Origin of the sequence: Microbacterium sp. NPDC056569 (assembly GCF_042793475.1) — a bacterium.
GTDB lineage: Bacteria > Actinomycetota > Actinomycetes > Actinomycetales > Microbacteriaceae > Microbacterium.
This window is the reverse complement of the sequence record NZ_JBHTUV010000004.1, coordinates 226,029-246,868: the sequence shown is the minus strand read 5'-3', so window position 1 is coordinate 246,868 and position 20,840 is coordinate 226,029. Positions and strand designations below refer to the sequence as shown.

The 20,840-nt window shown below is 72.8% G+C and carries 21 protein-coding genes; 10 read left to right on the top strand and 11 right to left on the bottom strand.

The annotated features are described in order from the left end of the window. Positions 1 to 123: 123 nt before the first annotated feature. Positions 124 to 981, top strand: coding sequence for an NmrA/HSCARG family protein (locus ACFQ7C_RS07165; protein WP_378898815.1), 858 nt, complete (start codon positions 124 to 126; stop codon positions 979 to 981). Between the two features lie 137 nt (positions 982 to 1,118). On the opposite strand, the gene ACFQ7C_RS07160 is transcribed toward ACFQ7C_RS07165, so the two are convergent. After that, a complete protein-coding gene (locus tag ACFQ7C_RS07160) occupies positions 1,119 to 2,033 on the bottom strand; it encodes an alpha/beta hydrolase (RefSeq protein WP_378898814.1) in 915 nt (304 codons plus the stop codon). Positions 2,034 to 2,210: 177 nt separating this feature from the next. Here ACFQ7C_RS07160 and ACFQ7C_RS07155 point away from each other — a divergent pair, with 177 nt between their 5' ends. The 6 genes from ACFQ7C_RS07155 to ACFQ7C_RS07130 are packed head-to-tail and all read left to right on the top strand — an operon-like array spanning position 2,211 to position 6,213. Continuing rightward, positions 2,211 to 3,353 carry a ThiF family adenylyltransferase gene (locus ACFQ7C_RS07155; protein ID WP_378898813.1) on the top strand — a complete coding sequence of 381 codons (1,143 nt, stop codon included), beginning with the start codon at positions 2,211 to 2,213 and terminating at the stop codon, positions 3,351 to 3,353. Beyond that, entirely contained in the window at positions 3,350 to 4,594 is a 1,245-nt protein-coding gene (gene glp / locus ACFQ7C_RS07150; RefSeq protein ID WP_378898812.1) for a gephyrin-like molybdotransferase Glp, read from the top strand. The genes ACFQ7C_RS07155 and glp overlap by 4 nt, the downstream gene beginning before the upstream one ends. Next, positions 4,591 to 5,082: a cyclic pyranopterin monophosphate synthase MoaC gene (moaC, locus tag ACFQ7C_RS07145; protein WP_378898811.1), complete on the top strand. Its 492-nt coding sequence runs from the start codon at positions 4,591 to 4,593 to the stop codon at positions 5,080 to 5,082. The genes glp and moaC overlap by 4 nt, the downstream gene beginning before the upstream one ends. Then, a complete protein-coding gene (locus ACFQ7C_RS07140) occupies positions 5,079 to 5,714 on the top strand; it encodes a molybdenum cofactor guanylyltransferase (protein ID WP_378898810.1) in 636 nt (211 codons plus the stop codon). The genes moaC and ACFQ7C_RS07140 overlap by 4 nt, the downstream gene beginning before the upstream one ends. Further along, positions 5,711 to 5,980: a DUF6457 domain-containing protein gene (locus tag ACFQ7C_RS07135; protein ID WP_378898809.1), complete on the top strand. Its 270-nt coding sequence runs from the start codon at positions 5,711 to 5,713 to the stop codon at positions 5,978 to 5,980. The genes ACFQ7C_RS07140 and ACFQ7C_RS07135 overlap by 4 nt, the downstream gene beginning before the upstream one ends. Then, positions 5,980 to 6,213, top strand: coding sequence for a MoaD/ThiS family protein (locus tag ACFQ7C_RS07130; protein ID WP_378898808.1), 234 nt, complete (start codon positions 5,980 to 5,982; stop codon positions 6,211 to 6,213). Before ACFQ7C_RS07135 ends, ACFQ7C_RS07130 begins: the two co-directional genes overlap by 1 nt. 217 nt (positions 6,214 to 6,430) lie before the next feature. Here ACFQ7C_RS07130 and ACFQ7C_RS07125 read toward each other — a convergent pair whose 3' ends face one another. The 7 genes from ACFQ7C_RS07125 to ACFQ7C_RS07095 all read right to left on the bottom strand — a co-directional run bounded on the left by ACFQ7C_RS07125 (position 6,431) and on the right by ACFQ7C_RS07095 (position 14,209). Beyond that, positions 6,431 to 6,871, bottom strand: a complete 441-nt coding sequence (locus ACFQ7C_RS07125; protein ID WP_378898807.1) for a molybdenum cofactor biosynthesis protein MoaE — start codon at positions 6,869 to 6,871, stop codon at positions 6,431 to 6,433. After that, complete coding sequence (locus ACFQ7C_RS07120) at positions 6,871 to 7,350, bottom strand: molybdenum cofactor biosynthesis protein B (protein WP_378898806.1); 480 nt, start codon at positions 7,348 to 7,350, stop codon at positions 6,871 to 6,873. The genes ACFQ7C_RS07125 and ACFQ7C_RS07120 overlap by 1 nt, the downstream gene beginning before the upstream one ends. Before the next feature lie 28 nt (positions 7,351 to 7,378). After that, positions 7,379 to 9,847, bottom strand: coding sequence for an FdhF/YdeP family oxidoreductase (locus ACFQ7C_RS07115; RefSeq protein WP_378898805.1), 2,469 nt, complete (start codon positions 9,845 to 9,847; stop codon positions 7,379 to 7,381). Between the two features lie 170 nt (positions 9,848 to 10,017). Then, complete coding sequence (gene lepB / locus ACFQ7C_RS07110; protein WP_378898804.1) at positions 10,018 to 10,545, bottom strand: signal peptidase I; 528 nt, start codon at positions 10,543 to 10,545, stop codon at positions 10,018 to 10,020. 119 nt (positions 10,546 to 10,664) lie between these two features. Then, positions 10,665 to 11,351, bottom strand: a complete 687-nt coding sequence (locus tag ACFQ7C_RS07105; protein WP_378898803.1) for a DUF305 domain-containing protein — start codon at positions 11,349 to 11,351, stop codon at positions 10,665 to 10,667. A gap of 96 nt (positions 11,352 to 11,447) precedes the next feature. Then, a complete protein-coding gene (locus ACFQ7C_RS07100; protein WP_378898802.1) occupies positions 11,448 to 13,349 on the bottom strand; it encodes a hypothetical protein in 1,902 nt (633 codons plus the stop codon). A 17-nt stretch (positions 13,350 to 13,366) separates the two neighbouring features. Further along, positions 13,367 to 14,209 (bottom strand): hypothetical protein, encoded by an 843-nt coding sequence (locus ACFQ7C_RS07095; RefSeq protein ID WP_378898801.1) that lies wholly within the window; start codon positions 14,207 to 14,209, stop codon positions 13,367 to 13,369. A 251-nt stretch (positions 14,210 to 14,460) separates the two neighbouring features. On the opposite strand from ACFQ7C_RS07095, the gene ACFQ7C_RS07090 reads away from it, so the two are divergent. Both ACFQ7C_RS07090 and ACFQ7C_RS07085 read left to right on the top strand, forming a co-directional pair. After that, complete coding sequence (locus ACFQ7C_RS07090) at positions 14,461 to 15,900, top strand: APC family permease (protein ID WP_378898800.1); 1,440 nt, start codon at positions 14,461 to 14,463, stop codon at positions 15,898 to 15,900. Beyond that, positions 15,897 to 16,643: an IclR family transcriptional regulator gene (locus tag ACFQ7C_RS07085; RefSeq protein ID WP_378898799.1), complete on the top strand. Its 747-nt coding sequence runs from the start codon at positions 15,897 to 15,899 to the stop codon at positions 16,641 to 16,643. Before ACFQ7C_RS07090 ends, ACFQ7C_RS07085 begins: the two co-directional genes overlap by 4 nt. 145 nt (positions 16,644 to 16,788) lie before the next feature. On the opposite strand, the gene ACFQ7C_RS07080 is transcribed toward ACFQ7C_RS07085, so the two are convergent. The 3 genes from ACFQ7C_RS07080 to ACFQ7C_RS07070 are packed head-to-tail and all read right to left on the bottom strand — an operon-like array spanning position 16,789 to position 20,166. Next, on the bottom strand, positions 16,789 to 17,427 hold the full coding sequence (locus tag ACFQ7C_RS07080) for a DUF305 domain-containing protein (RefSeq protein ID WP_378898798.1): 639 nt from the start codon (positions 17,425 to 17,427) through the stop codon (positions 16,789 to 16,791). Positions 17,428 to 17,471: 44 nt separating this feature from the next. Next, positions 17,472 to 19,496 (bottom strand): helicase HerA-like domain-containing protein, encoded by a 2,025-nt coding sequence (locus tag ACFQ7C_RS07075; protein WP_378898797.1) that lies wholly within the window; start codon positions 19,494 to 19,496, stop codon positions 17,472 to 17,474. A gap of 4 nt (positions 19,497 to 19,500) precedes the next feature. Continuing rightward, a complete protein-coding gene (locus ACFQ7C_RS07070; protein ID WP_378898796.1) occupies positions 19,501 to 20,166 on the bottom strand; it encodes a phosphatase PAP2 family protein in 666 nt (221 codons plus the stop codon). Positions 20,167 to 20,331: 165 nt separating this feature from the next. On the opposite strand from ACFQ7C_RS07070, the gene ACFQ7C_RS07065 reads away from it, so the two are divergent. Continuing rightward, entirely contained in the window at positions 20,332 to 20,835 is a 504-nt protein-coding gene (locus ACFQ7C_RS07065) for a nitroreductase family deazaflavin-dependent oxidoreductase (protein WP_378898795.1), read from the top strand. Positions 20,836 to 20,840 lie beyond the last annotated feature (5 nt).

The following is a 20,840-nucleotide window of genomic DNA, read 5'->3' as shown; positions in this document are numbered from 1 at the left end:
CGGATAAATGCAGCGGTCGCAGGAATCCGCACCGTCTCATCGCACGACCTCCCACGCGGCAGGCCGCCGCCGTAGAATCGGCGCAGGCGCGACGGTGCGCCGCGATCCTCAGGGAGCGACATCGTGTCGACGACGAGGCGTACGGTTGCCGTCCTCGGTGCCACGGGTCGCCAGGGCGGTCAGGTCGCGCGCCACCTGCTCGCGGACGGATGGATTGTCCGAGCACTCACGCGCACCCCGGATGGCGAGAAGGCGGCCGAGCTGCGCCGGCTCGGAGCGGAGATCGTGGGCGCCGATCTGGAGGATCAGGGGTCGCTCGACGCCGCGTTCGCCGGCGCCTACGGGCTCTACAGTGTGCAGCTGCCGCACTCCGGCTTCATCGAGATCGAGATCCGGCAGGGGCTGAACGCCGGCAGGGCGGCGGCGCGCGCCGGGGTCCGTCACGTTGTGTACGGATCCGCGGGGCTGGACGATCGCACGCGGGGCATCGAGCAGTGGGATGCGAAGATCGAAGTCGCCCGCGGGTTCAGGGAGCTGGGCCTCCCGCTGACCGTTCTGCGTCCCATGGCGTTCATGGAGCTCATGACCGACCCCGCCTACTTCCCGCAGAGCTCGACCTGGTACACGATGCCGAAGCTCTTGGGCGACGGCTATCGCGTGGCATGGATCAGCGTCCAGGACCTGGGGGCGATCGCGGCCAGGGTCTTCGCTGAGCCGGAGCGTTTCGCCGGGCGAGATCTGAACCTCGTGGCCGATGTCAAGTCGATCGCGGAGTGCCGGGAGATCTACCGGGAGATCACAGGGAGGAAGCCACCGCGTCTCCCCATGCCGCTGTTCCTATTCCGCAGATTCGCCGGCGACGACCTGATCACCATGTGGCGATGGCTGCACGACAATCCGGTGGATGCGGACCCCGCCGAGACACGGCAGATCCAACCCGGAGCGATGGACGTGCGCGCATGGCTGGCGGGTACGACGTGAGGCATGGTGAGCGGAGTACCCGCGATCCGGCTGCCACCCTGCGCTGTTCCTGCTCACCCGTGTGGCGTCGACGCCCGCGGCACGGCAGCCCACCCCGCACCGACTCCCGCCACCGCAAGCCGCCGAGGCATCGGGCATCAGCGCCCGAGGCGCTCCCCGAGCCAGCCGCGCGCGGTGGCGAAGAGCCGGCGTGCCATGGGGTGATCGGGCGCCCACGCCTCGAATCCGTGCGGTGCACCGTCGACGACCTCGAGGGTGACGTCCGCGCCCGCCGCGCGGAGCCGGTTCGCGTACTCCACGTCCTCGTCGTGGAACAGCTCGATGTCGGAGGTGTAGATCCAGGTCGGCGGCATTCCGTCGAGGTCGTCGCGGCGTGCCGGAGCCGCGTACGGCGGGAGCGACTCCGCGCCCACGGCCGCGCCGAGATACGACGACCATCCGACGCGGTTCGAGCGGTTGCTCCAGATGAAGTGGTCGGCGGCGTCGTGGTCGCGGTCCGCGGCGGTGCGGTCGTCGAGCATCGGGCAGAACAGCCACTGCGCAGCGACCGGGTCGCCCGCGTCGAGCGCTCGCTGGACGAGGCTGGCGGCGAGCCCGCCGCCCGCGCTCTGGCCGCCGATCGCAAGCCGCGCGGTGTCGAGCCCGAGCGCCTGGGCCTCAGCGCGCAACCACTGCCACCCGGTGAAGCAGTCGTCGATCGCCGCCGGGAAGGGATGCTTCGGCGCGAGGCGGTAGTCGACCGAGACGATCGTCACCCCGGTGTCGCGTGCCGTCTCGCCGCAGTGCACGTCGTCCATCGCGGCGGCGCCCAGCACGAGCCCGCCGCCGTGGATCCACAGCAGGCCTGCTCCGGAGGGTCGGGCAGGGATGTAGACCCGCAGCTTCACGCCGTCGTGCCGCAGCGTGCGGCGCTCCACCCCGTCCACGCGCTTGCCGGGGATGAGCGACGACGCCGTCGCCGCGAACCAGCGCATCGCCCCGTTCTCGATGTTCACCACGGGGGCCTTCTCGGTCGCGGTGCGCAGCGCCGGGTTCACTGCCGAGATGTCCATTCGTGCTCCGTCCTCGCCGGTCATCGTCGACCCGCCGCTTCATCGTAGAGCGTAACCGGACAGAGCTGTCCAGTACGGCTTCACGCCGTCGCGCGACGCGCGACGCGTCAGCGCATCCCGGCTCAGCTGAACCAGCCGAGCGGCCCCGGCCGTGACGCGCGCGGCTAGCCTGAGGGCATGGCCTTTCCCCCGCTCGTGGAGCCGGTCGCCGAACTGACCGACGCCGAACGCACGCGCACCGCCCGCCACCGGGTGCTGGCGGGCTTCGGCGACATCGCCCAGCGCCGGCTCGCCGCCGCGCACGTCGCCGTCGTCGGCGCCGGCGGTCTCGGCTCCCCGGTCGTGCTCGCGCTCGCGGCGGCGGGCGTCGGCACCATCACGGTGATCGACGACGACCTGGTGGAGGCGTCCAATCTCCAGCGTCAGGTCATGCACCGCGTGACCGATGTGGGGGCCCCGAAGACCAAATCGGCGGTGCGCGTCGCCGCCGACCTGTCGCCCACGACCGTCGTCCGCCCGGTGCAGGCGCAGCTCACGCCCGACAATGCGGCGGAGCTCCTCGCCGGCGCCCACGTCGTGGTCGACGGCACCGACACGTTCGAGACCCGCGAGGCCGTCGCCGTCGCGTGCGAGCAGCTCGATGTGCCGCTGGTGTGGGGGGTCGTCCAGGAGTTCCACGCGCAGGCGACCGTCTTCTGGTCGGCGCCGCCGGCGGGCGAGACGCCCGTCCGACTCGCGGACCTGTACCCGCCCGACGCCGGGCGCGAAGCCCCGTCCTGCGCGCAGGTGGGCGTGCTCGGCGCGCTGTGCCTGCAGGTCGGCGCGCTTCTCGCGACCGAGGCCGTGAAGCTCATCACCGGCGTCGGCGAGCCCCTGCTCGGCCGCGTGCTCGTGATCGACGCGCTCCGTGGCCGCACCGCCGAGGTGCCGCTGCGCCCGGCTGCCGATGGGCGGACGGATGCTGCGCCCTCCGCGCCCGCCCAGGAGTCCGCGTCCGCCCCGCCCCGGCAGGCGCCCCCGATCCCCCAGCTCTCGCCCGCCGAGGCCCTGGCGGCGCAGCGCGCGGGGACGATGCTGCTCGACGTGCGCGAGCCCTTCGAGACGGAGCGGGGCGTCATCCCCGGCTCCGCTCTGATGCCGCTCGGTGAGGTGCTCGCCGACCCTTCGCGACTGGAGGCGCGGACCGTCGTCGTCGTGTGCCAGGTGGGCATGCGCGCGCAGCGCGCGGCGGCGGCCCTGCGCGAAGCCGGGGTCGAGGCATCCGTCCTCGCCGGAGGCATCGATGCGTGGAACCGCGACATCAGGGCGGTGCACGCGTGAGCGGGCTCCGCACGGTCGAAGAGCACCTGGCCGACGTGCTCGCCGCCGCCGTGCCGCTGCCCGGCGAGCGGGTCGCTCTCGCCGCCGCGCACAGCCGCACCCTCCAGGAGCCGGTGCGTGCGGCCGTCGACATCCCGGTCTTCGACAACTCCGCGATGGACGGGTTCGCCGTGCGCTTCGCGGATGTCACGGATGCTGCCGCCGACGCTCCCGCGACGCTGCGGGTCGTGGCGGATCTGCCTGCGGGGACCGCCGCGGACCCCGCCCTGGGCCCCGGTGACGCCGCGCGCATCATGACGGGTTCGCCGGTCCCCTCCGCCGCCGACGCGATCGTTCCCTTCGAAGACACGGCCGGCGGTCTCGCGGACTCGCTCGGGTCGGTCTCGGTGCTGCGCGCTCCACGCGCGTCCGGCGCGCACATCCGCCGCGCCGGCGAGGACGCGCGCGCCGGCGACGAGGTGCTCCCCGCAGGCGTCGTGCTCGGCGCGCTGCAGGTCGCGGCCGTCGCGGCATCCGGAGTCGCGGAGGTCGTGGTGTCGCGCCGACCGCGGGTCGCCGTCATCTCGACGGGCAGCGAACTGGTCGAGCCCGGGGCGCCGCTGCGACGCGGGCAGATCCCCGAGTCGAACAGCGTGCTGCTCGCCGCACTCGCTCACGACGCCGGCGCCGAGGTGATGCGCCGCGCGAGCGTGCCCGACGAACCTGGCGAGCTCGATGCGCTGCTCGCCGAGGTGACCGATCCGGCGTCGGCGCAGCGCGCCGACGTGGTCGTCTTCTCGGGGGGCGTGAGCGCGGGCGCATACGAGGTGGTCAAGACGACGCTGGCGAGCACGATGACGTTCTCGAAGGTCGCGATGCAGCCCGGCAAGCCGCAGGGCTTCGGCCGCCTTCCCTCCGGCGCGCTGCTGTTCGGCCTTCCGGGCAACCCCGTCAGCGCCGCCGTGTCGTTCGAGGTGTTCGTGCGGCCCGCCCTGCTGCGCCTGCAGGGCCGGGACGTGCTCGAGCGCCCCGTGCTCACGCTGCCCGCGGCCACGGGCTGGCGCACGCCGCCGGCGCGCCGGCAGTACCTGCCCGTCACCATCGACCGCACCGATCCGCGGGCCTGGCGGGTGATCCCCGCGACATCGGGCGGATCGCACCTCGCGGGCGGACTGGGCCGCGCCGAGGCCTACGCGGTCGTGCCCGCCGAAGTCGACGCGGTCGCAGCCGGCGACCTCGTCGATGTCATGCTGATCTCATGAGCACCGACCAGCCGACGTTCACGCACCTCGACGAGGCGGGCCACGCGCGCATGGTCGACGTGACCCTCAAGCAGCCGACGGTGCGCTCGGCCACTGCGCGCGGCTTCGTGCGCTGCGCCCCGGACGTCGTCGCGGCGCTCCGCGACGGCTCGGTGCCGAAGGGCGACGTGCTCGCCGTCGCCCGCATCTCGGGCATCCAGGCCGCCAAGCGCACACCCGAGCTGCTCCCGCTCGCGCACGTCATCGGCGTGCACGGCGCCACGGTCGACCTCACGATCGACGACGACGGCGTGAGCGTCGAGGCGACCGTCCGGACCGCCGACCGCACGGGCGTCGAGATGGAGGCGCTCACCGCGGTGTCGGTCGCGGCGCTCGCGGTCGTCGACATGGTGAAGGGCCTCGACAAGGGCACCTCGATCGAGAGCGTGCGCATCGTGACCAAGACCGGCGGCAAGAGCGGCGATTGGCACCGGCCGGGCGAGGCATGACCGCCGCCCACGCCGGGATCGGCGCGATCCTCCTCGCCGGCGGCCGCGCCTCCCGCGTCGACGGCGCGGCGAAGCCCCTGTTCGACGTCGGCGGGCGCACGCTGCTCGCGGCGGCCGTGTCGGCGGCGACGGATGCTGCCGCCCAGCCGATCACGGTCGTCGCACCCCTCCTCGACGAGACGCTGCCCGTCGCCTGGGTGCGCGAGGATCCGCCGTTCAGCGGCCCGGCGGCCGCCGTCATCGCCGCGCTGGACTCGTGGCCCGAGACCGACGACCCCGCCTGGACGCTCCTCCTCGCGTGCGACCTGCCCGGCGTGGGCGCCGCCGTGCGGCGCCTGGTGGCCGACCTCGCCCTGCTGCCCGCGGACACCGAGGGACTCTGCCTCGCCGACGCGTCGAGCCGGCCCCAATGGCTGATCGGCGCGTATCGCACGCGCGCGCTGCGGGCGGCAGCATCCGTCCTCCCGGATGCCGGGCGGGACGCGTCGATGCGCGCGCTGCTCGACGATCTGGCGATCGCGGTCGTCGCCGTGCCCGACGACCTGACCCGCGACGTCGACACGTGGGAGGATCTTGAGGAGGCCCGGCGACGGGCCGAGCACGCCCCGCGCACCCCGGAGGAGCCGTCATGAGCGAGCAGTCCCGCACCCTTCCACCCGAGGCCCTCGACGCCTGGGCCGCGGCGCTGCGCGAGCGGTTCGGGCTCGCTCCCGAGGAGCTTCCGGTGTCGCTGATCCTCGACCTCGCCCGCGACGTCGCCCTCGGCGTCGCCCGGCCGGCTGCGCCCTTCAGCGCGTTCGCCGCCGGCCTCGTCGCGGGCCGCGCCGGCGGCTCGCCCGAAGACATCGCGGCGGCCGCGGCCACGATCACCGCGATGGCGAACGAGTGGGAGGTCTAGTGGCCGTCGTCCGCTACTTCGCCGCCGCCCAGGAGGCCACCGGCCTCGACACCGAGCGCCGCCCCGAGACCACTCTGGGCGCGCTGCGCGAGGCCGTGTCGGCGGCCTACCCCGGCCTCGGCGGCATCCTCCCCCGCTGCGCCGTGCTCGTCGGCGGCGCACGCGTCGCCGACGACACGCCTCTCGCCGCCGACGACCTCGTCGACGTGCTGCCGCCCTTCGCCGGCGGCTGATCGCCCGCACAGCATCGGAGATCTTCGGCGGCACGCCGAGAGCGGATGCTGCGCCCCGGCGCGTCGGCACGGACCTCCGATTCTGCGCATGCCGTCCGTGCCTGTGCCGCGGCACAGCATCGGAGACTTTCGGCGACAGGCCGGTGACGGATGCCTCGACCCGGCGTGTCGCGCAGAATCTCCGATTCTGTGCGCGGCGTCGCTGGGAGCGAGCAGCTCAGCCGCCGAGGCCGAGCCAGGTGGCGGTGCCGTCGGATTCGACCTGACGCTTCCACACCGGCAGGTCGGTCTTGATCGTCTCGATGAGCACGCGGCACACCTCGAAGGCCGCCGCCCGATGGGCGGAGGCGACCGCGATCACGACGGCGTCATCGCCGACGTGCAGCGTGCCGACCCGGTGCGAGACCGCGACCAGCGCCCCGGTCGATCCGACGGCAGCCGCCGCCAGTCGCGCGAGCGTCGCCTCGGCGTCGGGGTGGGCGGAGTATTCGAGCGCGACGACGGCGGTGGCGGCATCCGGATCGTGATCCCGCACGCGCCCCACGAACGTCGTGACCGCCCCCATGTGCGGGTCGTCGACGGCACGCAGGTGGGCGTCCAGGTCGAGCGGCTCGGCGCTGATCGCCGCGACGCGCACGGCGTCCGTCGACGCGGCCATCAGTGGTCGCTCCCGCCGAGCTGGTCGAGCACGTGGCGCGCGACCGAGAGAACGATCGGCATGCCGGATGCCACGCCCCCCGGCGAGCCCGGAAGGTTCACGACGAGCACCCCATGCGGGTCGACGACGCCGGCGAGCCCTCGCGTGAGCATGCCCGCGGGCTTCTCGGCGGCGCCGCGGCGGCGCAGTTCCTCGGAGATGCCGGGGATCTGGCGCGTGACGACGCGCGCGGTCCCCTCGGGGGTCTGATCCCGCGGGGAGACGCCCGTGCCGCCGGTCGTGACGATGAGCTTCACCCCGGCGACGACCTCGGCGGTGAGTGCGCGCTCGACGCTGTCGGCGCCGTCGGGGACGACGACGGCATCGGCGCAGTCGAAGCCCGCTTCGCGCAGGGCGGCGACGGCGATCGGCCCGCTCTCGTCGGTCCGCGCTCGCGCGGACGACCGGTCCGACACGGTGACGACGGCGGCTCGGGTCATGCCTCCAGCCTAGGCGCGGACGCGCCGCTCATGCGCGGCGCTCGAGCCGCACGATGACCGACTTCGATGTCGGGGTGCCCGAGACGTCGGCGACGGAGTCCAGCGGCACGAGGACGTTCGTCTCGGGGTAGTAGGCGGCGGCGTTGCCCCGCGGCGTGCGATAGGCGACGATGCGGAACTCCTCGGCGCGACGCTCCTCGATCGCGCCGTCGGGGCGCGTCCACTCCGACACCAGGTCGACGACATCGTTCTCGGCGAAGCCGAGCGCGACGATGTCCTTGGCGTTCACGAGCACCACGCGGCGGCCGCCGTGGATGCCCCGGTACCGGTCGTCCTTGCCGTAGATCGTGGTGTTGTACTGGTCGTGCGATCGCAGCGTCTGCAGCAGCAGCCGCCCGCGCGGGATCACCGGGTACTCGAGCGGATTCACGGTGAACCGCGCCTTGCCGTCGACGGTGGCGAACCGGCGCGCGTCGCGAGGACCGTTCGGCAGGTGCAGCGTGCGTCCCTTGTCGATGCGCTCCTCGTAGTCGTCGAAGCCGGGCACGACCCGCTCGATGTGCGCGCGGATGAGCGCGTAGTCGGCTTCGAGCGCCGCCCAGTCCGCCTGGGGAGCGTTGGACGGATGTTGCAGCCCTGCCGGATCCCGACGCTCGCGCTCTGCGGCGCCGTGCTCGGGAAGGCCGTGATCGGAGGCGGGGTCAGGGTGTGCGCCGCGTCCGGGGCGTTTCGTCTCACTCGTTCCTCGCTCGCTCAACGACCGCGGGGCGGCGTCCGGCGACTCGGCCCCGAACACGAGCGCGCTCAGGCGCGCGACGATCGCGACCTCGCTGAGCAGTTCCTCGGACGGCGGTGCCAGCCGGCCGCGCGAGGAATGGACGGCACCCATCGAGTCCTCGACGGTGACCCGCTGCTCCCGCCCGCCACGCCGGTCGCGGTCGGTGCGGCCCAGCGTCGGCAGGATCAGCGCGCGCCGCCCGGTCACGACGTGCGACCGGTTGAGCTTCGTCGACACGTGGACGGTGAGCCCTACCTGCGCCATCCCCGCCTCGACCACCGCCGTGTCGGGGGTGGCCGACACGAAGTTGCCGCCCATGCTCATGAAGAACCGCACGAGGCCGTCGCGCATCGCGCGGATCGCCTGCACCGTGTCGTACCCGTGCTCGCGCGGCGCCGCGAACCCGAACTCCGCGTCGAGCGCGTCGAGGAACGCCGTCGAGGGCTTCTCGTAGATGCCCACGGTCCGGTCGCCCTGCACGTTGGAATGCCCGCGCACGGGGCAGACTCCGGCGCCCGGCCGCCCGATGTTGCCCTGCAGGAGGAGGACGTTCACGATGTCGCGCAGCGTGGCGACCGAGTGCTTGTGCTGCGTCAGCCCCATCGCCCAGCAGACGATGGTCGCCTTCGAGGTGCGCACGGCTTCGCCCACGCGGCGCAGCGCCTTCTCGGGCAGCCCGGTGGCGGCGACGAGGTCGCGCCACGCAGCATCCGTCCTCGCCTGACGATAGGCGTCGAAACCGCTCGTGTGCTCCGTGATGAAGGCGTGGTCGAGAACGCCGCCCTCGGCGGCCTCCGCCTCGAGCAGGTGCTTGCCGATCGCCTGGAACAGCGCCTGGTCGCCGCCGAGCCGGATCTGCACGAATTCGTCGGCGAGCTTCGTGCCGCCGAACGCGACGCCGCGCACCGTCTGCGGGTTCTCGAACCGCATGAGCCCCGCCTCGGGGAGCGGGTTCACGGCGATGATCGTCGCGCCGCGCTGCTTGGCCTTCTCGAGCGCGGACAGCATGCGGGGGTGGTTGGTGCCGGGGTTCTGCCCGGCCACGATGAGCAGGTCGGCCTCGTGGATGTCCTCGATCGACACCGTGCCCTTGCCGATGCCGATCGTCTCGGTGAGCGCAGAGCCCGACGACTCGTGGCACATGTTCGAGCAGTCCGGCAGGTTGTTGGTGCCGATGCCGCGCACGAGCAGCTGGTACAGGAACGCGGCCTCGTTCGAGGTGCGGCCGGAGGTGTAGAAGACGGCCTCGTCGGGATCGTCGAGGGCGGTGAGCTCGTCGGCGACGAGGGCGATCGCGGCGTCCCACGAGATCGGGCGGTAGTGCGTCGCGCCCTCTTCGAGCACCATCGGGTGCGTCAGACGCCCCTGTTGTCCGAGCCACCAGTCGTCGTGGCCGCGGAGCTCGTCGAGGGAGTGCGCGGCGAAGAACTCCGGCCCGACACGGCGCAGGGTCGCCTCTTCGGCCACCGCCTTCGCGCCGTTCTCGCAGAACTCCGCGATGTGCCGCTTGTCCTCCTCCGGCCAGGCACAGCCCGGGCAGTCGAACCCGTCCTTCTGGTTGACGCGCAGCAGCGTCTGCACCGAGCGGGTGACGCCCATCTGCTCGTTCGCGATCTCGAGCGCGTGCAGCACCGCCGGCACGCCCACTGCGACCTTCTTGGGTCGCGAGACGTGCACGCGGGTCTCGTCGATATCGGCTCTCGGGGGCTTCGTCGCCATGCCCCCAGGCTATGCCTCGCGCGGCCCCTGAGGGCCGCTCCCACCCCCCGGCGTTCGTTCGCCACAGATGTACGGCAGAGAGGCATCCCCGCGTACATCCGTGGCGAACGAACGCGAAGGGGACGGATGCTGCGGCCCACAGCATCCGTCATGGGACAGCGAGGAAGCGCTCAGCCCCACCAGAGCCGCACGGTGCCGCGGAGATCGGCGAGGGGCACGGCGCCGTGACCGGGCTGCGAGACCGAGAGGCGCGAGTCGGCGGAACCGGCGCGATTGTCCCCCATGACCCAGACAGCTTCTTCGGGGACGGTGACGCGGAACGGGATGTCGCCGCCCGGGCGCACCTCGCCCGCGTACGGCTCCTCGAGGGGCACGCCATTCACGACGAGGCGACCGCTGCCCGCCTCGCAGCAGACCACGACGTCTCCTGCGATGCCGACGACCCGCTTCACGAGGAGCGTGTCGGGCGCACCGGACCAGCCCGCCCGGTCGACGAGGAGGACGACGTCGCCCCGCGCGGGCGCCGTCCAGCGGTCGAACACCACACTGTCGCCCGAGTGCAGGGTCGGGCTCATCGAGTCGTTGCGCACCGTCGCGACGCCGAAGGCCGCGGCGATCAGGAGCGCGGCGGCCACGGGAGCCAGGACGGCCGCCGCCGACAGGAGCCTGCGGCGACGCCGGCCGACCGCGACGAGCATGCCTCGCCCGCGTGCGCGCCGCCCGCCACCCGGCTTCAACAGGTCAACCGCGGTATCGCAGGAGCCAATGCGACGCGAATCTCCTGGAGAAGCCCGGTTGACCTGTTGAGCGAGGGGAGTCACGGCACCTCGGCGAGGAGCGCCGTCATCGCGGCGATCTCGCGCTCCTGTTCGACGAGCACGTGCTTGCCCGAGGTGCGGACGAAGGCGTTCGAGCCCTCGCGCACAGCGCTCTCGGCCATCTCGAGTGCGCCTTCGTGGTGCGCGATCATCAGCTCGAGGAACATCCGGTCGGCGGCGGCTCCGTCTGCGGCATCCAGCGCGGCGAGCTGCTCGGCGGTCGCCATGCCCTTCATGCTCGTGTGCGCGTGCTCGTCGCAGCCGGTCGCGATCGTGCCGGCGACGGCCTGCACGCTGCCGTGACCCTGGTGCCCGCCGGCGGAGCCGGCGGCCGGGGTGGCGCCGTGCCACGCGGTCTGCCACGCTCGCATCGTGTCGATCTCCGCCGCCTGGTCGGCGACGATGAACTCCGCGAGTGCGCGCGTGCGGTCTCGCACACCGGTGGCTTCGAGCACCAGTCCGCTGAGCTCGAGCGCCTGCTCGTGGTGCGGGATCATGCCCTCGATGTAGCAGTGGTCCTGGGCCGTCGGGTAGGCGGCGGTGGCAGCATCCGTCATCGCTCCTGCTGCCGCGGCCTGCGGTGCCGAGTCTGCCGGCGTGGTCAGCGCGAGAACCACCGCGGCGCCACCGGCCGCGACGGTCGACACGGCCAGCACGACGCCCAGGGCGGCGATGCGGTTGCGCATGTGGGTGTCCCTTCGGATCCGGATGCCTCGGCCCGGCGGGATCCGCCGGGAGAGGGTCCTGCGGGACGGCGCCGGGCGCCGCCCCGCAGGAGCGGGTCAGGCGTGAGCCTTCAGGCTCTGCTGACGCCGCAGGTACCACGAGGTGCCGGCGAGTCCCGCACCGGCGACCAGGAGCACCAGGCCCGACAGCGCCCAGCGGTTCGCGTCGGTGCCGGTGGTGGCGAGGGCCCCGAACACCGCCGCGGGCGACGCGGACGCCACCGTGAAGGTGCCTTCGGCCACCGTCGACGAGGTCTGGCCGGTCAGGACGAGCGTGTGCTCGCCGGCCGGCGTGCTCGACGGCACGATGAACTGCGCGCTCACGACGCCCTCGCCGTCGGCGACGAACGTGCCGACGTCGACGGGGTCGGAGTGCATCACGGCGCTCACCGTCTCACCGGGCGCGAACCCGCTCGCGGTCGCCGTCTGCGCGGCTCCCGGGGCGACCTCGCTGGAGCCGAACGTCACCGGGGCGGCGGCCGGCGTGGCCGCGTTCCCGTTCCCGTTGCCGTTGCCGTTGCCGTTGCCGTTGCCGTTGCCGTTGCCGTTGCCGTTGCCGTTGCCGTTGCCCGGCGTAGTCGGCGTCGCCGTCGGGGTCGGCTCCGCCGTGGCGGTCGGAGTGGGCGTGGGCGACGCGGTCGGCGTCGGCGTGATGTTGGGGTTCGGAACGCCGCGCATGTCGCCGTTGACCCACTTGCGGCCCTCGGGGATGTTGGGGTTCTGCGCGGCGAAGTCGCGCGGGTAGAGGGTGAATCCCTGCCAGTGGATCGGCATGGGGCTCTGGTCCTCGTCGCGGTTGATGTGGTGGAAGCCCACGTTCACCCAGGCCACCGGGTCCTCGAGCGTCTCCCCGTCCGCGATGTAGTCCGTCACCATCTGGCCCGCCTTCGACGGGATCAGGTTGTGGCTCGCGTGCACCTCGTCGGACTTCGCCGACGTGAACGCGATGTCGAAGTCGGTCTCGGGGTTGAGGTTGTACGCCTGGTCGCGCGGCACGATGATCTCGTACGAGCGGGCGTGGCCGTCCGCGTTGAGGCTCTGCGGGTTGACGACCCGGTACGCCTCGCGGTTGGAGCCCATCGTCTTCGTCTCGTTCGTGATCTGGCTGAGCTGCGTCTCGAGGATCGCGGTGTGGCCGGTGTCGCCGGTCGTGCCGTACTCGCCCGTCGGGGTGGTGGCGAACTTCTCGACGACCTGGTTCGCGCCCGCGTCGATGCCGAAGTCCACGCGCCAGAAGGCCGAGTGGTAGTGGTTGACCGCGAAGTCCTCCTGCCCCGGCGCGATCGGCCAGCCCTGGTTGACGACGTTGACGTAGTCGTTCGGCGACAGGTCGCCGGTGGCGCCGAGGCGCACCGAGATCTCGCCGTCGTCGTGGAACCGGTACTCGGTCTGGTACTCGTACCAGCCGATGCGCGAGACCGTGTGCAGCACGAGGTCGGTGCCCTGCGCCGCATACAGCGCGTCGCGCGCGATGTTCGACCGGTACGCGAGACCCGAGTCCTCTTCGCCGATGCACAGGGCGGGGATCGCGCCGCGGGTCGCGTCGACCCACGCGTTGAACACCTCGCCGACCGGGCAGTCGACCGCCTCGATCGCCTGCAGACGGCGACCGCCGACCTGGTACGTGGTCACGTCGTTGTACTCGGTGGCGCCCGTGTCGTACGGCACGTTGAGCTGGGCGAGCGCGATCGAGTCGAGCACGAGTGTCGGCGCGGCGTCGTCACGCGGCTGGTACGCGACCTTGTCGAGCACGAGCCCGCGGTAGGTGTCGAGGCGCCAGCACATCTGCCAGCTGGAGCCGGACTCGAGGGTCTCCGAGACGAGGGATTCGCCGGAGCAGGATGCCTCGGTGATGGTCTGCGCGGAGGCGGCGGCCGGCGCCGACAGCACGAGGCCGCCCGCGAGGAGGGCCATCGCGGTGCCCGCGCCGAGCACCCGGCGGAGGGAGGTTCGTTTCATCGGGAGTGTCTCCATGGTCATGAGATGGACAGGACGGCACGCGTCGACAGGTTGACGACGTACGTGCTGGTGGTGAGGAAGGCGCCGCCGTCGACCTGGGCGAGCACCTGCACGCACCGGTCGACGCCGCACGATTCGGCGCCGAAGGATCCGGCATCCGTCACGAACGAGTGGGCGGTGAGGAGCACCTCGGCGGAGGTCGGCGTCAGGGCCGAGCCGCCCGTGAGGGCCGCGAATTCGTCGACCACGGGCTGCGCCGAGTCGTCGTCGAGCAGGAGCTCCCACGCGAACGAGGTCTCGGCGTCGGTCGGCGCGGGCTGCGTGCCGGTGGCGCGATCGACCGACTCGACAGCGCCGTTGGTGACGTTGACGATCATGCTGACCGTCTCGTTCGTGGCGTAGTCGTAGTACAGCGAGAGCAGCCGGCGGTGTCCGTCCGTGTACGCCTGCGGGTCGGCGACGTCGGTCGAGAGGAACTGCAGGCCGGGCTCGCCGAACAGGTCTTTGCCGGCGGCGAAGGCGGGGTCCTGGGCGCCGACGAAGCGCACGTACTCGACCTCGGTGCCGGTCAGTCCGTCGTACGCGGCGGCGACGGTGGCCGGCTTCGGGACCTCCGTCGCCTTCTCGGGGGCGTCCTCGTCGGTGCTGTCGGCGGCGATGGGAGTGGACGCCGGCGACTCGGGTGAGGAGGTCGCCTGCACGGCGGTCTGGGTCGCGAAGACGAGGGCGACGGCGGCGGCCGTCGCGGCGAGCGCGGAGCCGATGCCGAGCGTGCGGGGCGTGAGGAGGCGGCCCCGCCTCGAGGGCCGCGGGTCCGAGGGCGGCGAGTCCCCCTCGGTGGAGAGCTGTTGTTCGGTCACAGGAGTCCTTTCGACGGCGGAGACGCGGCTCGCACCCGCGTCGGGGCCGATTCTTCGACGTCGCCGTTTCCCGATGGTTCGGGGCCGCGAACGCCGAGCGAAATCCTCGTGAGACGGCGGAGCGGACTCGGCGCGGTGCGTTCTCAGAGCGCGTCACGAGGTGGAAACATGCGCCGCCGCTACCGGCAACGCGAGCCCGGTAGCGTCAGGCCGAGCCGCAGGGCGGCGGGCGGCGGGAGCGAGGAGGACGCGTGAGCAGTGCACTCGCGGACGCGATCGAGAAGGCCCGGCCGCGCACCGACCTCGGCGCGACCTCGCCTTTCGCGGGCCTCCGTCGCCGCCACGCGCACACCGTCGACGTCGTCGCGCAGTCCGTGGCCGCCACGGCGCCCGCGGGTGTGCTGTTGATCCACCCCGCCGCCGCCTACGCGCGCAGCGGCTCCTTCGCGTTCCTCGACATCGCCATCACGATCACCCTCGTCGTCGGGGTCGGCCTCGTGATCGGGATGTTCGCGCGCCGCATCGCCAGCACCGGATCCCTCTACACGTTCGCCGTGCGGGGGCTGGGTTCGCACGTCGGTCTCATCACGGGTGCGGCGCTCGGCATCGGCTACCTCGCCGTGGGGATGAACACGCTCGCGTCAGGGTCGACGCGGCTGGCGAACCTCCTGAGCGGCGGCGATGCTCCCCCGTGGCTCGTGATCGCCCTCATCGCCGGGTTCGGAGCCGTCATCGCCTTCGTCGTCGCGCGCGGGCTGCGGATGTCGACGCGCGTGCTCCTCGTGCTGGAGTCCATCGCGGTCGTGACGGTGCTGGGACTGTCCATCGCCGCGCTCAGCCTCACCCGTTGGGACGTCGGACTCCTTCTCCCCCGTGCCCCCGACGTGTCGCTCGAGGCGATCATCACCGGCGTCGCCTTCGCGCTCATCGGGTTCGTGGGATTCGAGAGCGGGGCAGCGCTCGGCCCCGAGACCCGTCGTCCGTTCGCCGCCGTCCCGCGCGCCATCATGGTGAGCGTCGGCGCGACGGGCCTCGTCATGCTCGTCGGGACCGCCGCGCAGCTGTCGATCGTGGCGGAGCGGCCGGGGGCCGCATCCCTCGCATCGGTCACCGGCCTGGCGAACCTCATCGACGTGATCGTCGCGACCTCGTTCCTCGCCTGCGCGCTCGCGATGACCAATGCCGCGACCCGACTGCTCTTCGCGATGAGCCGCGAGGGGCTGATGCCCGCGGCGTTCGGCCGTGTCTCGCGCCGGGGCGTGCCCGCCCTCGGCGGCATGCTGCTGGCGTGCGCCGTCACCCTCGTCCCGGTGGTCATCCTCGCGGGGGGCGGCAGCCGGCAGGACATGCGCATCGTCACGTCCCCCGCGTCGATCCTCGGCTTCGTGCTCGCATACGCGCTGGTCTGCGGAGCGGCTCCGGTGTTCCTCGCCCGGATCGGCGAGCTCACCGCGCGCGCCGCCGTGCTCAGCGCGCTCCCCCTGGCCGGGCTGCTGTGCGTGCTGGGGTTCTACCTCGCCGCGACGCTGCGCGACAACCCGTCCGGACTGCTGTGGGCCGCGGGCGTCCTCGCTGCGGTCGTCGTTGCCGGGTCCGTCCGCATGGCGCGCCATCCGCGCGTCGCTGCCCGCGTCGGCGTGCACGACTGGCCGACCGATGCGGACTGCATCGAAGGGCCGGCGCGGACGTGAGCGGAGCGGGCGTCGCGGGCGACACCCGCCTGCCGGAGAAGGGTCTCGGCCTCGCGCTGGAGATCCTCGAGCAGGTCGCGCGCGACGACCGCGGCGCCTCGGCGGCCGAGATCGCCCGCGCCGTCGGCGCGCCCCGCGCGACGGTGTACCGGGTGGTGAACTCGCTGGTGCGCGACGAGTACCTCGTGCGGCGCGGCGACTTCTCGGGCTTCCTCCTCGGCACCCGGGTGCTCGAGCTCGCCGCGGTCGTAGGCGCGCGCTCCCGGCCGGACCATGCGCCGGTGGTCGAGCGGCTGCGCAGCGCCACCGGCGAGGCCGTTCACCTGTTCGCGTTCCACCGCTCCGGGCTGATGGTGCTCGACGAGGATGAAACGCAGCCGCTGTCTGATCGTGACGCGCTCCTGGCCGATCCCACGCGCTCCGCGATCGGCCACCTCTGGCTCGTCGCGCATCCCGACCGGCGGATCCCGCAGGCACCGAGCTGGCGCGTCGCCCCTCCCCCCGACGACGTGCGGGCGATCCACGAGGCGTTCGCCGTCCGCGGGTACACCGAGCAGGTCGCGCTGCTCACCTCCGACCGAGGTTGCCTCGCCGTCCCGATCCTCGATGACGCAGCCCGCCCCGTCGGCGCCGTGACGCTGTCGACGTCGATCTCGCGTCTCTCGGTCGCGGCGCGCCACGTCGGCGTCCTTCGCGATGCCGCCCGCACGCTCGCCCCGCTGGGCTCGCTCAGCGGCTGGTGACTCCTCTGCCCGACCTCTTCAACAGGTCAACCGGGCTTGCCCAGGACGAAAACCTGTTCCCCGGTCATGCAGACGCCCGGTTGACCTGTCGGAGGAGGGGGAACACGGATGCTGCGGGCCGCGGCATCCATCCGCGTCCGAGCGGTCAGGGCAACGAGTCCAAGATCCCCTGCAGCGCGTCCTGGTCGGCCGCGGCCTGCTTCAGGACCCGTTCCGCGGACTCGACCACGTCCGGGTGCGGGTCGCCGTCGAGGATCAGCGTGACGAGGGCGATCATCCCCGTGTTCTGCGCCTGGAGGATCTCGGCGAAGCGGCGCTCGGCGTCGGGATGCTCGGCGTCGACGAATCCCTGCAGCGCGCTCCACGACGGCATGCCGGGCATCTGGGCGTGGTCGGAGCCGTGCCCGCCGCAGGGGCCGTCCGTCGGCGGCTCCGCCGGGCGCGCGTCCGCCCACGACAGGTACCAGGTCCGCAGATCTTCGAGCTCGTCACCGTTGCGCGCCGCCACGCCCGTCGCGAACCCGCTCGCGCCGGCGTCGACCCCTTGCGTTCGCAGCAGCGTCTCAGCGAGCTCCTGCTCCTTGACCCGGTAGTAGATCATCGCCTCGACGTAGCAGTAGTCGTCGGCCGTCACCGGGGCCGACGCAGACGCCGAGGGCGAGGCGGACGCCGGGGGCGCAGCATCCGTGTTCCCCGCCGTCGCCGCGATCGCCAGCCAGACGCCCGCCGTGGCCGTCGCCAGGGCGAACGTCAGCGCGACGACGACCACTGCTCTGCGGCGCACGCGGGACCTCCGGATCGGGAGCGACCCGCCGGGGTCGGGATGCGTCAGCGCCTGCCGGTGCCGAAGATCCCGCGGATCACCCCACCCAGTATCGTCTGGGTCGACTTCGAGTTGAGAATCTGCTCCATCGGCGACTTCTGGGCCGACCGCGATGTGCGCGTGGTGCCGGCGGTCTTCTTGAGCAGCCGCTCGTACTCCTGCTGCGCCTTCTTGTCCGCGGCCGCGCTCGCCTTCTCGGCCGCGGCCTGCTGCTTGTCGATCGCGGCCTTCTGCTTCGCGTACTCGGCATCGGCCTTCGCCTTCGCGAGCGCGGCATCCTCCGCCGCGGCCGCGTCGTCGGCGGCCTTCATCTTCGCCGCGAGGACCTCGCGCGCAGACTCGCGGTCGATCGCCGTGCCGTACTTCGCCAGCAGCGGCGACGCGTTCACCGCCGCCACGATCGCCGGCTCCGGCGTCGGCGACATGAGCCCCTGCGGCGCACGCAGCCGGGTCCACGCCACCGGCGTCGGGGCGCCCTTCTCGCTCATGACCGTGACGATCGCCTCGCCCGTGCCGAGCTCCTGCAGCACCCGCTCGAGGTCGTAGCCCGATCTCGGGTACGTGCCGACGGTCGCGCGCAGCGCCTTGGCGTCGTCGGGGGTGAAGGCGCGGAGGGCGTGCTGCACCCGCGAGCCGAGCTGGCCCAGCACGTCGGACGGCACGTCCTTCGGGGTCTGCGTCACGAAGAAGACGCCGACCCCCTTCGAGCGGATGAGGCGCACCGTCTGCACGATCGCCGCGAGGAAGTCCTTCGACGCGTCCTTGAAGAGCAGGTGCGCCTCGTCGAAGAAGAAGACGAGCTTCGGCTTGTCGGCATCCCCGACCTCGGGGAGGATCTCGAACAGCTCCGCCAGCAGGTACATCAGGAACGTCGAGAACAGCGCGGGCTTGTCGATCACACCGGGCACCTCGAGCAGGCTGATCACCCCTCGCCCGTCCGGCGCCGTGCGGATGAAGTCGGCGACGTCGAACTCGGGCTCGCCGAAGAACACGTCGGCCCCGGCATCCGCGAAGGTGATGAGCTCGCGCAGGATCACGCCCGCCGTCGCCGCCGACAGGCCGCCCAGCTCCTTGAGCTCGGCTTTGCCCTCGTCGCTCGTGAGGTGGGTGAGCACGGCGCGCAGGTCCGACAGGTCCACGAGCGCCAAGCCGTTCGCATCGGCGTAGTGGAAGACGAGGCCGAGGCTCGACTCCTGCGTGTCGTTGAGGCCGAGCACCTTGCTGAGCAGCAGCGGGCCGAACCCGGACACCGTCGCCCGCACCGGCACGCCTTTGCCGACACCGCCGAGCGCGAAGTACTCGGTGACGGACGCCGTGGGCTGCCAGTCCTGACCGATCGCCTGCGTGCGCGCGAGCAGCTTCTCGCTCGGCTCCCCCGCCGTCGCCACGCCCGACAGATCGCCCTTGATGTCGGCGGCGAACACCGGCACGCCCTTCGCGGCCAGCTGCTCGGCGAGGCCCTGCAGGGTGCGCGTCTTGCCGGTGCCGGTGGCGCCCGCGACGAGGCCGTGGCGGTTCATCATCGGCAGCGGGATGCGGATCTGCGCCGACGGGACCGGGTCGCCGTTGAGGAGGGCGCCGAGATCGAGCGTCTCCCCGTCGAAGGAGTAGCCGGCCGTGACCTTCTCGACTTCCTGCGGGGTGAGCGGGCCGTCTTGCGAATCGGGGGTAGTGGGGTCGGGATTCTGTTCCTGCGTCGCTGGGTTCGAGGCGGTCGCTCGCGCGGGCCCCTGGGCTTCCCAACCCACGGTCCGGCCGGCGTCGGCCGGCGCAGGGGCTTCGGCGGGTGCGGGTCCGGCAGGAGTGACCGCCGATTCGACGGGCCCCGGCTGTGCCGGTGCGGCGCGGGCGCCGGTCGCTCGCGCCTTCGCGGCGGCGGCCTCGGCGGCGGCGAGGGCGGCCTTGGCCTGGGCGGCCTTCAGCTGGGCCTCGGCGGCCTCGGCCTCGGCGCGCAGTCGCGCGAGCTCCGCATCGGCGGCGGCGACGGCGGGATCGGGCTGTGCGGACGCTTCGGGCGCTGAGGCAGTCATGCGCTCAGCCTAACGACGGGCGTTTCGCCGCAGCATCCGTTCCCTCCCGAGCCATCGGCACGGCGAACGCCGCCGCGACCAGCAGCGCCGCACCGGCGCCGATGAAGGCTCCGCCGACGGTGTCGCTGAGCCAGTGGGCGTGCAGGTAGGTGCGGCTGAAGGCCATGAGCAGCACCCACGCCGCGCCGACGATCGCCACCCATACGCGCGGGAAGATCACCACCACGGCGACCGCGATCGTGGCGGCGTTGGCCACATGCCCCGACGGGTATGAGCCGTAGTCCGAGATCACGAGGATGTCTTCGGGTCGCACGCGGCCGAAGAGGTGCTTGAGCACCTGCACGCCCGCCGCCGACACGGCCTCGGCGGCGAGGAAGTACGCGGCCGCCCACGGCCGGCGCAGCGCGATCAGCACGACCGCGGCGCCGATCGGCACCGCGAGGACGCTGAACCACCCGCCGCCCAGGAAGTTCATGACCTGCGAGAAGCCGGTGAGGGCGGGATGCCACAGCTCGGCCACGAGCAGGTTCCACGCCGTGTCGATCGCGAACGGCTCGTCGCCGCGCGCGAAGATCCACCAGCCGAGGAGACACGACAGCACGACGAGCCCGGACCCCACCGCGAGGTACGCGATGACCGGGACGGCGACGCGGCGTTGGACTGTCGTCATCGCCCCATTCTGCCCGGCGCTCCCGGCGACGCCACCCCCTTGCGGACCGGCGCGCCGCATGCCGAGGGCCCGGGCGGCCGTTGTGACGAGACCTCACGACAGCACCACCGTGGCGCCGCGGCCGGTGCTATCGTGCGGTCTCATCGCGAGTGCGAGGAGGTCCGGATGGCATCGGGTGTCGTCGACGTGGTGCGCAGGCTCATCGCCCCGCTCACCCGTACGAGGGTGTTCCGGCGCGCGATCGGACCCACGTTCCTGCCGCCGGTCGAGCGCTTCGTCGCGTGGGCGTCCCACGGCCGGGTCCAGGTGAGCGCGCTGCTGGTCCCCTCGCTGGTGTTGCACACGGTCGGCGCGAGGTCCGGCGAGCCACGGGACGTGCCCCTCATGTACACGCCCGACGGACACGGCCGCGCGATCGTCGCCGGCACGAACTTCGCCGGCACCCGCCACCCGGCGTGGACGGCCAACCTGCTCGCGCACCCGGACGCCGCGATCACCGTGCGCGGCCGGCGCATGCCCGTGCACGCCGCGCCGGTACCCGCGTTCGAGCGCGACGCCGTGTGGGCGCGCATCGAGTCGCAGTGGCCCGGCTACCGCGACTACGAGCGGGAGTCCGGGCGCACCGTGCGCCTCTTCCGCCTGCAGCCGGTGCGGCCGGCTGAGGCCTGACGTCC

Bases quoted from the DNA above. Each gene is read 5' to 3' on its own strand.
- ACFQ7C_RS07155 (WP_378898813.1), top strand. From the start codon at position 2,211: ATGGCCTTTCCCCCGCTCGTGGAGCCGGTCGCCGAACTGACCGACGCC.
- ACFQ7C_RS07065 (WP_378898795.1), top strand. From the start codon at position 20,332: ATGGCATCGGGTGTCGTCGACGTGGTGCGCAGGCTCATCGCCCCGCTC.
- lepB (WP_378898804.1), bottom strand. From the start codon at position 10,545: ATGCTCGTCGCGGTCGGCCGGCGTCGCCGCAGGCTCCTGTCGGCGGCG.
- ACFQ7C_RS07135 (WP_378898809.1), top strand. From the start codon at position 5,711: ATGAGCGAGCAGTCCCGCACCCTTCCACCCGAGGCCCTCGACGCCTGG.
- ACFQ7C_RS07115 (WP_378898805.1), bottom strand. From the start codon at position 9,847: ATGGCGACGAAGCCCCCGAGAGCCGATATCGACGAGACCCGCGTGCAC.
- ACFQ7C_RS07105 (WP_378898803.1), bottom strand. From the start codon at position 11,351: ATGCGCAACCGCATCGCCGCCCTGGGCGTCGTGCTGGCCGTGTCGACC.
- moaC (WP_378898811.1), top strand. From the start codon at position 4,591: ATGAGCACCGACCAGCCGACGTTCACGCACCTCGACGAGGCGGGCCAC.
- ACFQ7C_RS07075 (WP_378898797.1), bottom strand. From the start codon at position 19,496: ATGACTGCCTCAGCGCCCGAAGCGTCCGCACAGCCCGATCCCGCCGTC.
- ACFQ7C_RS07160 (WP_378898814.1), bottom strand. From the start codon at position 2,033: ATGGACATCTCGGCAGTGAACCCGGCGCTGCGCACCGCGACCGAGAAG.
- ACFQ7C_RS07100 (WP_378898802.1), bottom strand. From the start codon at position 13,349: ATGAAACGAACCTCCCTCCGCCGGGTGCTCGGCGCGGGCACCGCGATG.
- ACFQ7C_RS07140 (WP_378898810.1), top strand. From the start codon at position 5,079: ATGACCGCCGCCCACGCCGGGATCGGCGCGATCCTCCTCGCCGGCGGC.
- ACFQ7C_RS07125 (WP_378898807.1), bottom strand. From the start codon at position 6,871: ATGGCCGCGTCGACGGACGCCGTGCGCGTCGCGGCGATCAGCGCCGAG.
- ACFQ7C_RS07070 (WP_378898796.1), bottom strand. From the start codon at position 20,166: ATGACGACAGTCCAACGCCGCGTCGCCGTCCCGGTCATCGCGTACCTC.
- ACFQ7C_RS07120 (WP_378898806.1), bottom strand. From the start codon at position 7,350: ATGACCCGAGCCGCCGTCGTCACCGTGTCGGACCGGTCGTCCGCGCGA.